Genomic DNA, 13,525 nt, shown 5'->3' with positions numbered 1-13,525 from the left:
CTTTTTTAATCTTTGCGGAGGATGTAGATGTCTGATTCTTTCAAAATGACAAATTTGCCGTTTAGTTTGCTGGATCCGCGCGAGCAAAAGCTATTGGCTTCCAGTCTGGACATCAGCTACTACCAGAAAGGTGAAACCCTGCTGGCAGCAGGGGATGAGCCAGAGGGCGTGTTTGTTATTTTGAAAGGAAAGGTGGTTGAAAGTGAGGTGGCTGAGCCGGGTGAAGAGGCAGCTCAGCATGTGTTTATGCACTATACCAATGAAGATTATTTTGGCGCCTGGTCGGCCATTCGAGGTCAGGCGATCCATAATTTTATCGCCGAAGAAGAGACTATCTGTCATCTTCTGCCGACCAAAACATTGTTGGACCTCATGTCCAGCAACAGTATGTTTGCTGATTATTTTCAGCAAAACCTGACGGCAAAATCAGAGATTGTCGCGCAGCACGGCAGTGATCAGGATATGGCGGAGTTTATGCTTGCCAAGGTGTCTGACAGCCTGGTGCGGGAGCCGTTAATTATTCTGGAAGGTACTTCGATCCGTGAGGCGACCATGCTGATGCGGGAGAAGAAATCCGACTGCCTGTTGGTTAAAAAAGGTAACCGTTATGGCATGGTTACCGGGACCGATTTGCTGGACGCAATCATCGTCCAAGAGTTGCCGTTGGTGACGCCTGTGGCGGATATTGCCAGCTATCGCTTGATCACTATTAAGCCTGGTGACTATCTGTTTAATGCGTTGATTTTGATGACGCAGCAGCAGATTGAACGCTTAGTGGTGATGCAGCATGACATTCTCAGTGGTGTCGTGGAGCTGACAGATGTCTTGAGCTATTTCTCCAGTCACTCCCATGTGATTGGGTTGCGTATCGAGCGGGCTCAGACCATTGACGACCTTAAAGAGGCGGCCTTTGGCCTGGATGACTTAATTCGGGCGCTGGTGTCTCATGGCGTTAAAACCCGTTTTGCCATGGACCTGCTGGCAGCCATGAATGGTCGTATTATGGCTAAGCTGTTTGATCTGACAATTCCCGCAGATATGCAGCCGCATGTGTGTCTGGTAGTGATGGGGTCCGAGGGGCGGGGTGAGCAGATCATGAAAACGGACCAGGATAATGCGGTGATATACCGTGATGGCTTGGTGTGGCCCGGGATGCAGGAGGCGTTAAATAATTTCAGTCGGACCTTGATCGATTTTGGTTTCCCGCCTTGTCCCGGCAATATCATGGTTTCCAATCCGGCCTGGGTTAAATCGCTAAGTGAATGGACCGCTATGCTGGCTGATTGGGCCGGTAAGTTTGATGGTCAGTCGCAGATGAATCTGGCCATTGCTGTGGATGCCAAACCTGTGGCGGGTAATCCCGCTATTTTTAAGGCGGCACGAAACTGGTTTATGCGTCATTTACGTAATAATGATGTGTTTTTTTCGCACTTTGCCAAGGCTTCGCTTGAGTTTGATACGCCATTGACCTTTTTCGGTAACCTGAAAGACAAAGGGCAGCTGGATATTAAAAAAGGGGGGATTTTTCCCATTGTGCACGGTCTGCGGACCATGGCATTGGAGTGCCGGATTCGGGCAACGAATACCTTTTTTCGATTAGAAGAGATGGTCGAGCAAGGGGTGTTGGAGACAAGGCAGGGACAGGATCTGACCGAGGCCTTAAGCCTGTTTATTCAGTTGCGATTGAACCAGCAGATTAAACGCATGGAAGCCAGTGAAGATGGCCAGGATAAAACGCCAAATAACATCGACTTGCAGGAGCTAAACAAAATGGAGCGTGATCTGTTGCGTGATGCTCTGCATGTTGTGAAAAAATTTAAGAAGCATCTTGAATTGAGGTATCACCTGGGGAATTGATTATGATCATTCCAAGAACCTTCCAGAAGATCAAAGACCGCTACCAGCATAAAACCGGTCCCTATGCGCATCTATTTCAGCCTTATGATGGTGACGAAGTTGTCTCGTTGGATTGTGAGACGACCAGTCTAGATGTCAGTAAGGGTGAAATAATCTCCATTGGCGCGGTGAAAATAAAAGGTCGGCGGGTGCTGACCAGTGACCGGCTGGATCTGAAATTAGAGCCGCCTGAGTCACTGGATGGCGAGTCGATTAAGATTCATAAATTACGTGGTACTGATCTTGTAGGGGGTATTGCTCTCGAAGAAGCGCTGGAAAGAGTGTTGGACTTTGTTGGTAATCGTCCGGTGCTCGGTTACTACGTTAATTATGACATTCGGATGTTGGATAAGTATTTGCGGCCTAAGTATGGCTTTGGCTTGCCGAACAAGTCTATCGAGTTGTCTCATGTATACCATGACATCATTAAGTGGAAGTCGGTGGGCGGTAATATTGATCTGCGTTTTGATACGATCTCCCGCAAGTTGGATGTGCCGATGATGGAGCGGCATACGGCGATTGGTGATGCATTGACAGTGGCATTGATGTTTTTACGGTTGAAGTATGGTGAACCGCCAGAAGCCGATTGTTAAGTTTTAACTATTCGTCAAAAAATAAACGAGCTATGGCTCGTTTTTTGCATTTTCTACCCTTGTTGAGGAAAAGTTCTTCCTCATTAGCCAAAAAAATGACATTCTAGAGTCGTTTTAGGCTTGTAGCCCCATTTTAGCGAATTATAATGTCAATAAATTGCCGTTTTGGTGGATGTGATGGTAGATAGAGCAGATATTAATAGTGTTCTGGCCCAGATGCGGACGATTCAGTCGCAAGTTCAGAGTGCATCGTCGGCGGTTGCACCCATCCAGTCTCCGGCTGGTCAGCCGGGTATTCAGCAGCCAGAGCGAACTGAATTTGGCACCATTCTGAAGAATGCGGTTGATCAGGTTAATGATGCGCAACAGACTGCCAAAAATTTGGCGCAAGCGTTTGAGCGTGGTGACCCTATGGTTGATCTACCACAGGTAATGCTGAGCGCGGAAAAGGCGTCTGTGTCCTTTCAGGCAATGACGCAGGTTAGAAATCGTTTGGTTACGGCCTACGAAGACATCATGAAAATGTCGATCTGATAGGGAGTAATTGATCAGTGGCTGATAGTGCAAATCTGAAAGGCAGTCCGCTCCAGGGCTTCAACCGTCTGAGTATCATGCGGCAGTTTGGTCTCATGGTCGGTCTTGCAGCCAGCGTAGCAATTGGGTTTGCGGTGGTATTGTGGTCGCAGAAGCCTGAGCAGCGGGTGTTATTCAGTAATCTTAACTTTGCCGATGCCAATCAGATTATTGAGCAGCTGCAGATGTTTGGTGTGCCCTATCAGTTTGATGCTTCGGGTCGTGCAATCCTGGTGCCGGAAGAGTATGTGCATAAGGCCAGACTGAAGCTGGCAGCAGAAGGTTTTACAGCCGATAAGACAGTAGGGCTGGAGATTCTGGATCAGGAGCAGAGTCTTGGCACGAGTCAGTTTATGGAAACGGCGCGTTATCGTCGTGGTCTAGAGGGTGAGTTGGCGCGCACTATCGCCAGTATCACTGCAGTACGCAATGCCAGGGTTCATCTGGCGATCCCTAAAGAGTCGGCATTTATACGTCAGTCACGCCGACCGAAAGCATCCGTGTTTTTGGAGCTGTTCTCCGGTCGGCGACTGGAGCCGGACCAGGTTGCTTCTATTGCTAACCTGGTGTCCACCAGTGTCCCTGAGCTGGATGTTAAAGATGTAACCGTGGTGGACCAGAAAGGGCGTCTGCTTAATAGTCGGGATAAAGATATTGATGTGGTGCTGGCCGCCAAGCAGATGGAATATACCCGCAGCATGGAGGAGACTCTGCTCAACCGGGTAAACAGTATCTTGCAGCCGGTAGTGGGCATGGGGAAATTTCGCGCCGAAGTATCCGCTGATGTTGATTTTACGGCGATCGAGCAGACCGACGAACTGTATAACCCTGATCTGCCTGCGCTGCGCAGTGAGCAGACGCTGGATGAGTCTAAAGTGGGTGCTAATGCAGCAGGTGGAGTGCCGGGGGCACTGTCCAATCAGCCGCCAGGGCCTAGCTCAGTGCCAGAAGTGGCTAATGCTGCAACAGGTGGTCAGGGGGCTGCTGGTCAGCCGGAGTCCGCGCGAAAACAGGCAACGCGTAATTATGAATTGGATCGAACCATCAGTTATACCAAGCACCAAATGGGTAAAATCAGCCGTCTGACCGTTGCTGTGGTGGTGGATGATCTGTCCCGCGCCAATCCGGAGAGTGGTGAAGTTGCGCGAGTGCCCTGGGATGCTAACGAGCTGGCGCGGCTTAAAATTCTGGTGCAGGATGCTGTAGGTTTTTCTGCGTTAAGGGGCGATAGCGTTAATGTGGTAAATACACCCTTTGTGGTGGAGCAGCCTATTCAGGTTGAAGATGCGCCATTTTGGAAGCAGGACTGGATCTGGGATCTGAGTAAGCAGCTGCTTGCAGTGGTGTTTGTGTTGTTGTTGGTGTTCGGTATTTTGCGGCCGATTATGCGTAATCTGGCAGTGGCAGGTACCGCGAACCGTACCTCTGGGCTGGGTTCGGCAGGGGATGTATCCGCCGAAATTGAAGGCCTGGAAAGTGGTGAGTTCTCCTCCGAGCAGGTGACCTTTGGTAGTGACGACGATCTGCTGCCAACGCCGAATGAGAGCTATGATTACCAAATCAATGCAATTCGTAGCATGGTGGCAGAAGATCCGGCTCGTGTAGCGCAGGCCGTTAAACAGTGGGTTACTGTTGATGAGCGATGACGTTAAAACCGAAGCTCTGGGTGATATTGAAAAAGCCGCCATTCTGCTGATCAGTTTGGGTGAAACTGATGCGGCGGAAATTCTTAAGCATATGGGGCCAAAAGAAGTTCAGATGATTGGCCAGGCAATGGCTCAGCTGAATAATGTGCCACAGTCCAAAGTCGAATCTGTTGTTGGTGATTTTCTTGGTTTGGTCAGTGACCAGACCGGTATAGGTATCAATAACGATGTATATATCCGGGCAATGCTGAACCAGGCGTTAGGTGAAGAGAAAGCCAAAACTCTACTTGATCGTATTCTGTTAAGTACCAACACTTCTGGCCTTGATACATTGCGCTGGATGGAACCGCGTCAGATCAGTGAAATTATTCGTTATGAGCACCCGCAGATTCAGGCGGTTGTGGTGGCGTACCTTGAACCGGATGCCGCCGCCGGTGTGTTGTCCTGTTTTGATGATAAGGTGCGACTCGATATTCTGATGCGTGTGGCGGCGCTGGATCGTATTCAGCCGCAGGCCTTGCAGGAACTGAATGATATTCTGGAACGGCAGTTTGCCGGCGCTGGTGGTGCGAGTACTGCTACGCTGGGCGGGGTGAAGTCTGCCGCCAATATCATGAACTTTATCGATTCCACGCTTGAAGCTGAATTGATGGATGCGATCCGTGAAACCGATGAAACTCTGGCGTCTACTATCTCTGACATGATGTTTGTGTTTGACAACTTGATGGATGTTGAAGACCGAGGCATCCAGGCAATTCTGCGTGAGATTGCAACTGACGTGCTGGTGGTGGCCCTTAAGGGGGCGGATGTGCAATTGCAGGAGAAAATCTTCCGCAATATGTCTAAGCGTGCGGCTGAATTGTTGCGTGATGATCTTGAAGCGCAGGGTCCGGTGCGTGTTAGCGAAGTTGAAACCGCCCAGAAAGAGATTCTCGCAGTGGCCCGACGCCTGGCAGATGACGGTGAAATTGTGCTGGGTGGCGGTGGCGAAGAGATGGTCTGATCGGCCATCCTCTGGCATTATCAGTGTCTGACCTGGGGTGCCCGAAAGGGGTGCCGTTAAACCTTCCTGATTGTGTGTTGTCCGTAAAGTGATGTCCCAAGAAGATAGCAAATACAAACGAATTCGTGCTTCTGAGGCGGTTGCTGTTCAGGGCTGGGAGCTGCCTGATATGGCTAGTCCGTTGTCAGTCGGGCTGCAGCAGGCAGGTACAGGTGGATCTGTTAAGGTCACAGAAGGCGAGTTTAGCCAAGACCGAGTGACCCTGACTGAGCTTGAATCTATTCGGGAAAATGCCCGCCTCGAAGGGTTGGTTGCTGGATTGGAGGAGGGGCGCGCTCAGGGGCTGGAAGAAGGCCGTCTGCAAGGTATCAAACAGGGTCAGGATGAAGGTTATCAGGCTGGATTGTCTGCTGCAGAGAGTGAAATCAGGCAACATCATGCACAACTTGAGCAGATGTTGCAGCAGTTGCTGGCACCTGTCACAGGCCAGCAAGCCAGTATGGAAACCTTGCTGTTAAATCTGGTGTTGCAGTTGTCGCGTACGGTGGTTGGGCATGAATTGGCGACTAGGCCGAGCGTGATTGCCAATGCTATTCGCGAGGCGCTCACGCAAATTCCAGAACCTCTGGGCGAAGTTGAGCTAGTGCTAAATCCGAAGGATATAGAGTGGATTAAACCATTGAGCGACAGCCTGACCGCCGGTTTGCAGTTACTCCCCGATGAGTCGATGCAGCCGGGTGGCTTTCGTTTGAAAACTCTGAACAGTCTAGTGTCGCACGAAGTTGAAACACGTTTCACTCAGGTTGCCGAACAGTTGTTGGCTCAATTAAGCAGCAAGGCAGATCAGGCTGATGACACCTCTGCTTGAGCGCCTGCAGCAACTGGCCGCTGTGCCGTTGCAGCCTCCCCGTCCTCATGTGCAGGGGCGTATTACCCGTATGATTGGTTTGACCCTTGAAGCCGTTGGTATTCGTGCCGCTGTTGGTGAGTGTTGCTATATCGAACGTCCGGGTGGCGGCCAAATAGAAGCGGAAGTAGTGGGTTTTTCCGGTGATCGTATCTATCTGATGCCGCTGTACCCCGTGGAAGGTTTGCATGCAGGTACGCGTGTTGTTGCCGGTCATGATAGTGGTGCGGTGCCAGTGGGTATGAACCTGCTGGGGCGAATTTTAAACGGTGTTGGTAATCCGATAGATGGTCTCGGTGCGCTGCAGTCTGAGGCTAAAGTTGCTCTGGGTGGTGAGATTATTAATCCGTTGCAGCGAGCCCCCATTGAACAAACTCTGGACGTCGGTGTTAGGGCGATTAATGCATTGCTGACTGTCGGTCGGGGTCAGCGAATGGGCTTATTTGCCGGTAGTGGTGTCGGTAAATCGGTGCTGCTGGGCATGATGACCCGCTTTACCGAAGCCGACATCATTGTGGTAGGTCTGATCGGTGAGCGTGGCCGTGAAGTCAAAGAGTTTATTGATCACAGTCTGGGTGCCGAGGGCTTGAAACGCTCGGTGGTGGTGGCCTCTCCTGCCGATGATTCGCCATTAATGCGCCTCAGAGCCTCGCAGTTGGCGACTCGTATTGCTGAATACTTTCGCGACCAGGGCAAGAATGTTCTGCTACTTATGGACTCGCTCACCCGCTATGCCCAAGCGCAGCGTGAGATCGCACTGGCCGTTGGTGAACCGCCCGCTACCAAAGGTTATCCGCCTTCCGTTTTTGCCAAAATACCCAAGCTGGTCGAGCGTGCCGGGAATGGCAAAACCGGAGGTGGTTCAATCACTGCATTTTATACAGTGCTGACCGAGGGCGATGATCAGCAAGATCCGGTAGCCGATGCTGCCCGGGCGATACTTGATGGGCATGTGGTGTTGTCACGGCAACTGGCAGAGCAGGGGCATTATCCTGCAATTGATATCGAAAGCTCGATCAGTCGTGCCATGCCGCAGATTGTGGCGCCAGAGCATCTGGCAACGGCGTTGCGCTTCAAGCGCCAACTATCCCGCTATCGCCAAAATGAAGACCTGATTAATGTGGGTGCTTATGTGCCGGGCAGTGATCCGGATACCGATTTTGTGATGCAGACCTTGCCTGCAGTGCGTGGCTTTTTGTGTCAGGGAATGCAGGAGAAAACGCCGTTATTGGACTCGCTGCAGCATTTGGTCAATGTATTAACGCCACCACCAGAGCCTGAACCAGCGGCGCCGGGAGGCTAAGCCATGACACAGCGATCACGTCGCCTTGAATTGGTACTTAACCTGGCGGAAAAAAAGAAGCAGCAGGCCGAACAGTTTCTGGCTAATAGCCGGCAAAGCCTGATCAAAAGCCAGGCTACGCTGGAGCAGCTTGATCGCTATTTGCTGGAGTATCGTGAACTCTATATGGGTAACAATGCCGCCGGAGCGACCGGTGCTCAGCTGCAAATCCAGCAAGCTTTTATTCAAAAGCTGGAAGCTGCGCGGCAGGCCCAGGTTCAGGCTATTGAGCATCAAACACGAGAACTTGAAGCGGTAGAAAAACATTGGCAGGCGATGTATGCCCGTTTCAAAGGGATCGAGAAATTGACTGATCAGGTGCGCAGTGCAGAACAGAAAGCGCACGATAAAGCCCTGCAGAAGCAAATTGATGAACGCGCTCAGTTGCATCGCCCAGACTTTATTTAACCTCTCTATTGCCTAACCTGTAAACAGTTGGCCTCTTTTTTGCTGATTTATTGGCAGGTTTGTCAAATGGGAAACGGCAATGAATCAGCAGGTCTCTCTTCCAGCGCTTGGCGGTTTGCTCTCACTGGATCTATCAATGTTAAGTCAGTCGCAGAGTGGCGGGGCTGCAGCGACCGATCTTGTCACGGGATTTGGCGCGTTATTGAATCAGATGGTGGCCGAGGGGCAGTTGCCTGCAACCTTGGTGAACGGCGAAATGTTGCCGCAAGGTGGCGCTGGGTTGCCGTTATCGGAACTGCCGCAGCCTGAGTTATTGCAGCAACAGCTTGAGCAGCTTGCCTTACTGCTAGAGCAGCAAGGAGCAAAGGGCGCTGATGAATTAGCTGGACTTGCCGCTGAAATTTCCCGGCTGTTGCAGCAAACGACTGCGCCAGCGTTAGATCAAGCCGCTGATGCGGTGCCGTCGCTTCCTGAATTGCCGGATGTCGCCGGTCAGCCAGCTGCTGCAGTTTTACGGGATGATCTGGTGACTCCTGCTGCCGGAGCTCTGCGAGATGCTGCTGCCAGACCAGACTCTGAAGCACAATTGCCAGGTACTCCTGAGGTACCTGCCCCGGTTGTGGTGGCAGAGCCAGAGGTATTAACGCCAATAATGGGGTCTGAGCAGCCTGAAGGTAGTTCAGAGCGGCCGAATGTTTTGCTAACCGCTGAGTCACAAACGTCTGTGCCACCCGAGGGTGATGATCAGCAGGTTTTAAATAATGCCGCCCAGTCAGGTGCAGATACTGCGCCCGAAGTGGTGCCGCAATCACCGTTGCCGGGAAATGCTCAGGCTGTAGCTGATGATGCTGAGGCAGAACCTCCCATTACTCGTGAGCGCCCGTCGCAGGCACCTTTGCATGCTTCCGAGCAGGCGGTAGCCGCATTGACAACTAAAGCTAATGAACAGGCTGCACTGCATAGTGCTGTGCTGGCGGCTGGCCGAGAAGCGGCTGCTCAGCCCCAGGTCTCTGCTCAGGCGTCCGAGTTGGTGAAAGGCCAGGTCCGGGAATCGGGTGTTACCCAGATTGTGGGTGAGCAAGTGGTCACTGGCCGCCAGGAGGGTGACGCTAATAGCCGCGTGTCGGCGAATACTGTGTCATCTGATCTGCCGGTACTGCCTACTCTGGGCAAAAAGCTGGAGCTGAACTTGGAAAATAGTCAGGCATTGCTGCGTAGTGTGGCGGCAATGAAACAGGCTGCAGATACGGCGACTTCCCAGCAACGAACAGAAGCGGGTTCTGTGGTGGCGGTAGACACCTATACTTCAGCCGGTCTGGGCCAGCCAACACAAACGCAGAAGACGCTGACGGAATCGCATACGTTGATGATGCCTAATCAAATGCGTATGAATACCCCGGCTTGGCAGAATGCGCTGGGTGAAAGGGCTATGTTGCTGGTCGCCAATGGTGCCCGTACTGCCGAGATTCGTCTTGACCCACCAGAGCTTGGCGCGCTTCAGATACGAGTACAGATGAATCAGGATCAGGTTAGCCTGAGCTTTTCTTCACCCCATGCGCATGTCAGGGATGCGGTAGAGCAAAGTTTGCCGCGCCTGCGTGAGATGTTTGCAGAGCAGGGGTTGGCATTGCAGGATTCATCGGTGTCTGATCAGTCCTCAGGTGAAAGCCGAGGCGAGGCAGCACAGCAACTGGCTGAACAGTCTTATGCCGGTGCAGATTCCGGCAGTCAGGATGGTGATGAGTTGGCGGATGTGCCGCTACAGGCAGCACGTAATGTGAGTTTGGTCGATTATTACGCCTGAATCATTGCATTCGTTACACTAAGTGAGCATCAATTTTTTACTTTGTTCAGCCGTAAAATCAGTGTGTTATAGTAGGCTGAAATTCTACCGCTTGCGGTAGGTATTAGTTCGCGATAACCAGATTAAAGGTTGAAGGTAACGGGTAATGGCGGAAGCAGAAGAAGCCACCGAAGACGCAGGCGGGGAAGGCAAGAAAAAATCCAAGCTGCTGCTGATTATAGCGTTGATTGTGGGAATATTGTTGGTGGGTGGTGGCGGTGCCGCTGTGGCTTTTTTTCTGCTGGGGTCTGAGCCGGAGACCGCAGAAAATATGGAGCCCGCCAAGCCTGAGAAAGCCGACGCAATTTACACCAAGGTGCGGACTAAAGAAGGTAAGCCGATGTTTGTGGTAACCCTGCAGTCTCAGGATCAGCGGCCACATTACATGCAGCTGTATGTGGAAGCGAAAAGTCGCGAGCAGCAGGTTGCGGATGCCTTGGAATTGCATATGCCATTGGTTGTTGCTCGACTGAATGCCCTGTTTCAAACCCAGCGCTTCCAAGAGTTACAGTCGATTGAGGGTAAGATTGCCCTGCGTCAGGCGGCGACTGATCTGGTGCGTGAACTGATGCAGGAAAAAATCGGCAAGCCCGGGGTGGAAACCATTCTCTTTACCAATTTTGTGATGCAATGAGGTTGCCCATGGCGGTTGTTGGGGGTTTGGCCTAAATGTCGGTTAAAGATCTGCTGTCACAGGACGAGATCGATGCGTTATTGCATGGTGTCGATGATGGCGATGTCGATACTTCTGAAGAAGTAGAAGATCTCGATGATGGCGAGGTGCGCGTATATGACCTTGCCAGTCACGAACGTATTGTTCGTGGCCGTATGCCGACCCTGGAAATGATCAACGAACGGTTTGCCCGTTATACCCGCATCAGTCTATTTAACCTGTTACGCCGCGAAGCCGATGTCACCGTCGGCGGTGTCCAGGTGATGAAGTACGGCGACTATATCCATACCCTGTATGTTCCCACCAGTATGAACCTGATCCGAGTACCGCCATTGCGCGGGACCGGATTGTTTATTATGGATGCCAAGCTGGTTTTTAAACTGGTGGACAGCTTCTTTGGTGGTGATGGTCGGCATGCCAAAATTGAAGGGCGAGAGTTTACCCCGACTGAAACCCGGTTGATTCAGAAAACTCTGGAACAATTTTTCCTTGATCTTGAAGACGCTTGGCGGCCTGTCAAAAATCTGTCATTCGAACATATGGGTCATGAGATGAACCCGGCAATGGCCAACGTCATCAATCCCACTGAAGTGGTGGTGGTCAGTTCATTCCAAGTCGATCTTGAGGGGGGGTCCGGTGAGTTCCATGTTGCGATGCCTTATTCGATGCTGGAGCCCATTCGAGACCTTCTGGTTTCTGGTTTCCAGAGCAGTGAAGATGAACGTGATGAGCGTTGGCAGACTGCTTTGCAGCGTGACATTTTAATGGCGCATCTGCCGGTTGAGATGACAATAGCCCATCAGGAGATGACTTTGCGGGATGTGCTAGAACTGGAAGCGGGTGATATTATTCCGGTTGAATTGCCGGAAATGTTTGAGCTTAAAGCCAATAAAGTACCGGTTTTTACCTGTAAACTCGGTCAGTCTCGTGGCAATCTGGCGCTGAAAATTCAGGGTCAGGTGGTACGTCGAAAATAAGCCTGTAAGGCAATAAGGGTGTGATTCATGAGTGATGATGCAGATCAGGACCAGCAGGCGCTGGCTGATGAGTGGGCCGCTGCGCTGGAAGAACAAACTGATGATGGCGCGCAGGAGCAGATTGATCCTGATGAGTTGCTCAAAGCCACTGGCGTGAGTGACGAAAAAGTACAGCTGGCCGAATTAAAAGATGAAGGTGCGCCGGTTTCAGATCCGAAGCTGGACGTTATTCTGGACATACCGGTCACCTTATCCATGGAAGTCGGTCAGACAGATATTCCTATTAGTAACCTGCTGCAGCTCACACAGGGTTCAGTGATTGAACTTGATCGGGTAGCAGGTGAGCCTCTTGATGTGATGGTAAATGGCACCCTGATTGCCCATGGCGAAGTCGTGGTGGTGAATGATCGCTATGGCATTCGTTTGACCGATGTTATCAGTCCGCAAGAGCGGATCCGTCGCCTGAAATAACACTGATGCGGATAATAACCTTTCTTTTCTCTGTGCTGCTCATGCCGCTGGTGTTGGCAGAAACAGCTTCAACTGCAGTCAGTGCTAGGCCTGCCTATCAGGAGCCTTTTTCAGCCGCAGCGATTACTCAGTTATTGCTGGGGTTAGGTTTGGTGCTGGGTATGATTCTGCTGCTGGGGTGGCTGGTTAAGCGTTTCTCCGGTCTGGCCCCGATGAATCGTCAGATGCGAGTACTGGCGGTGTTGCCGCTTAGCAGTCGGGAAAAGGCCGTGTTGGTGGAGGTCGGTAAGCAGCAACTGTTACTTGGTGTAGCGCCGGGCCGGGTGAATCTGTTGACCCAATTCGATGAGCCGGTGATTACTCAGGCAGAGCCGGTCACGCCCGCTTTTGCGGCAAAATTGGCCGAAGTGATGCAAAGGCGAACACCGCATGATTAGAGTTCTGCTATTGCTGCTTGGCATGCTGCCTATGCTGGTGCAGGCGGCCGATGTGGGTATCCCAGCTGTCAGTGTTACCACCACAGAGGATGGCGAGACAAACTACAGCGTAACGATTCAGATCCTTGCGTTGATGACTATGCTGACGTTCCTGCCAGCAATGGTCATGATGATGACGTCATTTGCCCGCATTATTATTGTGTTTTCTATTTTGCGTCAGGCGCTCGGCTTGCAACAAACGCCTTCCAATCAGATTTTGGTAGGTATTGCGCTGTTTCTGACCCTGTTTATCATGACACCGGTGTTGGATCAGGTATATGAGGGTGCGGTGCAGCCCTATATGAATGCAGAGATCGGTTTGGTGGCTGCGCTTGAGCAGGGTAGTGGCCCGTTCCGGGAATTTATGATGATGCAAACCCGGGAAAGTGATCTGGAACTGTTCATGCGCATCTCTGATACCCCGGCAGTTGAGAATCCTGACCAAGTACCTTTTAGTGTGTTGGTGCCGGCATTTGTTACCAGTGAGTTAAAAACGGCATTTCAGATCGGCTTTATGCTGTTTGTCCCCTTCCTGATTATCGACCTGGTTGTGGCCAGTATTTTGATGGCGATGGGTATGATGATGCTGTCGCCGGTGATTATCTCGTTGCCGTTCAAAATTATGCTGTTTGTGCTGGTCGATGGCTGGGCGCTGGTGATTGGTACATTGGCTGCGAGCTTTGGGCTATAGTGGGATAACTGCAATCCGGGAGAGCT

Annotated in this window: 14 protein-coding genes; all 14 read left to right on the top strand. The window is 51.5% G+C overall.

Annotated elements, in window-relative coordinates:
- The first annotated feature begins 27 nt into the window (after positions 1 to 27).
- A complete protein-coding gene (locus ACFVYJ_RS10550) occupies positions 28 to 1,857 on the top strand; it encodes a putative nucleotidyltransferase substrate binding domain-containing protein (RefSeq protein ID WP_419415017.1) in 1,830 nt (609 codons plus the stop codon).
- Positions 1,858 to 1,859: 2 nt separating this feature from the next.
- Entirely contained in the window at positions 1,860 to 2,489 is a 630-nt protein-coding gene (locus ACFVYJ_RS10545) for a 3'-5' exonuclease (RefSeq protein WP_419415018.1), read from the top strand.
- A gap of 177 nt (positions 2,490 to 2,666) precedes the next feature.
- The gene (fliE, locus tag ACFVYJ_RS10540) at positions 2,667 to 3,023 is read left to right on the top strand and encodes a flagellar hook-basal body complex protein FliE (protein ID WP_419415019.1); all 357 of its coding nucleotides are present in this window, start codon (positions 2,667 to 2,669) and stop codon (positions 3,021 to 3,023) included.
- Positions 3,024 to 3,040: 17 nt separating this feature from the next.
- Entirely contained in the window at positions 3,041 to 4,708 is a 1,668-nt protein-coding gene (gene fliF / locus ACFVYJ_RS10535; protein ID WP_419415020.1) for a flagellar basal-body MS-ring/collar protein FliF, read from the top strand.
- Entirely contained in the window at positions 4,698 to 5,711 is a 1,014-nt protein-coding gene (gene fliG / locus ACFVYJ_RS10530) for a flagellar motor switch protein FliG (protein WP_419415021.1), read from the top strand. Before fliF ends, fliG begins: the two co-directional genes overlap by 11 nt.
- Positions 5,712 to 5,802: 91 nt before the next feature.
- Entirely contained in the window at positions 5,803 to 6,579 is a 777-nt protein-coding gene (locus ACFVYJ_RS10525) for a FliH/SctL family protein (protein ID WP_419415022.1), read from the top strand.
- Entirely contained in the window at positions 6,563 to 7,921 is a 1,359-nt protein-coding gene (gene fliI, locus ACFVYJ_RS10520) for a flagellar protein export ATPase FliI (RefSeq protein ID WP_419415023.1), read from the top strand. The genes ACFVYJ_RS10525 and fliI overlap by 17 nt, the downstream gene beginning before the upstream one ends.
- A 3-nt stretch (positions 7,922 to 7,924) precedes the next feature.
- A complete protein-coding gene (gene fliJ / locus ACFVYJ_RS10515) occupies positions 7,925 to 8,368 on the top strand; it encodes a flagellar export protein FliJ (protein ID WP_419415024.1) in 444 nt (147 codons plus the stop codon).
- Between the two features lie 79 nt (positions 8,369 to 8,447).
- Entirely contained in the window at positions 8,448 to 10,172 is a 1,725-nt protein-coding gene (locus ACFVYJ_RS10510; protein WP_419415025.1) for a flagellar hook-length control protein FliK, read from the top strand.
- Positions 10,173 to 10,317: 145 nt separating this feature from the next.
- Positions 10,318 to 10,845, top strand: a complete 528-nt coding sequence (locus ACFVYJ_RS10505; RefSeq protein ID WP_419415026.1) for a flagellar basal body-associated FliL family protein — start codon at positions 10,318 to 10,320, stop codon at positions 10,843 to 10,845.
- A 35-nt stretch (positions 10,846 to 10,880) separates the two neighbouring features.
- A complete protein-coding gene (fliM, locus tag ACFVYJ_RS10500; protein ID WP_419415027.1) occupies positions 10,881 to 11,861 on the top strand; it encodes a flagellar motor switch protein FliM in 981 nt (326 codons plus the stop codon).
- Between the two features lie 27 nt (positions 11,862 to 11,888).
- Positions 11,889 to 12,332, top strand: a complete 444-nt coding sequence (gene fliN / locus ACFVYJ_RS10495; RefSeq protein ID WP_419415028.1) for a flagellar motor switch protein FliN — start codon at positions 11,889 to 11,891, stop codon at positions 12,330 to 12,332.
- A 41-nt stretch (positions 12,333 to 12,373) separates the two neighbouring features.
- The gene (gene fliO, locus ACFVYJ_RS10490) at positions 12,374 to 12,769 is read left to right on the top strand and encodes a flagellar biosynthetic protein FliO (RefSeq protein ID WP_419415029.1); all 396 of its coding nucleotides are present in this window, start codon (positions 12,374 to 12,376) and stop codon (positions 12,767 to 12,769) included.
- Positions 12,762 to 13,499 (top strand): flagellar type III secretion system pore protein FliP, encoded by a 738-nt coding sequence (gene fliP, locus ACFVYJ_RS10485; protein WP_419415030.1) that lies wholly within the window; start codon positions 12,762 to 12,764, stop codon positions 13,497 to 13,499. The genes fliO and fliP overlap by 8 nt, the downstream gene beginning before the upstream one ends.
- Positions 13,500 to 13,525 lie beyond the last annotated feature (26 nt).

It is taken from the genome of Pontibacter sp. JAM-7 (assembly GCF_048548695.2).
GTDB lineage: Bacteria > Pseudomonadota > Gammaproteobacteria > Pseudomonadales > Balneatricaceae > Neptuniibacter.
Note: the sequence above shows the minus strand (reverse complement) of the source record. Positions and strands in the feature narration are given on the sequence as shown.

Bases quoted from the DNA above. Each gene is read 5' to 3' on its own strand.
- fliP (WP_419415030.1), top strand. From the start codon at position 12,762: ATGATTAGAGTTCTGCTATTGCTGCTTGGCATGCTGCCTATGCTGGTG.
- fliE (WP_419415019.1), top strand. From the start codon at position 2,667: ATGGTAGATAGAGCAGATATTAATAGTGTTCTGGCCCAGATGCGGACG.
- fliM (WP_419415027.1), top strand. From the start codon at position 10,881: ATGTCGGTTAAAGATCTGCTGTCACAGGACGAGATCGATGCGTTATTG.
- fliN (WP_419415028.1), top strand. From the start codon at position 11,889: ATGAGTGATGATGCAGATCAGGACCAGCAGGCGCTGGCTGATGAGTGG.
- ACFVYJ_RS10550 (WP_419415017.1), top strand. From the start codon at position 28: ATGTCTGATTCTTTCAAAATGACAAATTTGCCGTTTAGTTTGCTGGAT.
- fliO (WP_419415029.1), top strand. From the start codon at position 12,374: ATGCCGCTGGTGTTGGCAGAAACAGCTTCAACTGCAGTCAGTGCTAGG.
- ACFVYJ_RS10525 (WP_419415022.1), top strand. From the start codon at position 5,803: ATGTCCCAAGAAGATAGCAAATACAAACGAATTCGTGCTTCTGAGGCG.
- fliI (WP_419415023.1), top strand. From the start codon at position 6,563: ATGACACCTCTGCTTGAGCGCCTGCAGCAACTGGCCGCTGTGCCGTTG.
- ACFVYJ_RS10510 (WP_419415025.1), top strand. From the start codon at position 8,448: ATGAATCAGCAGGTCTCTCTTCCAGCGCTTGGCGGTTTGCTCTCACTG.
- fliG (WP_419415021.1), top strand. From the start codon at position 4,698: ATGAGCGATGACGTTAAAACCGAAGCTCTGGGTGATATTGAAAAAGCC.
- ACFVYJ_RS10545 (WP_419415018.1), top strand. From the start codon at position 1,860: ATGATCATTCCAAGAACCTTCCAGAAGATCAAAGACCGCTACCAGCAT.
- fliJ (WP_419415024.1), top strand. From the start codon at position 7,925: ATGACACAGCGATCACGTCGCCTTGAATTGGTACTTAACCTGGCGGAA.
- ACFVYJ_RS10505 (WP_419415026.1), top strand. From the start codon at position 10,318: ATGGCGGAAGCAGAAGAAGCCACCGAAGACGCAGGCGGGGAAGGCAAG.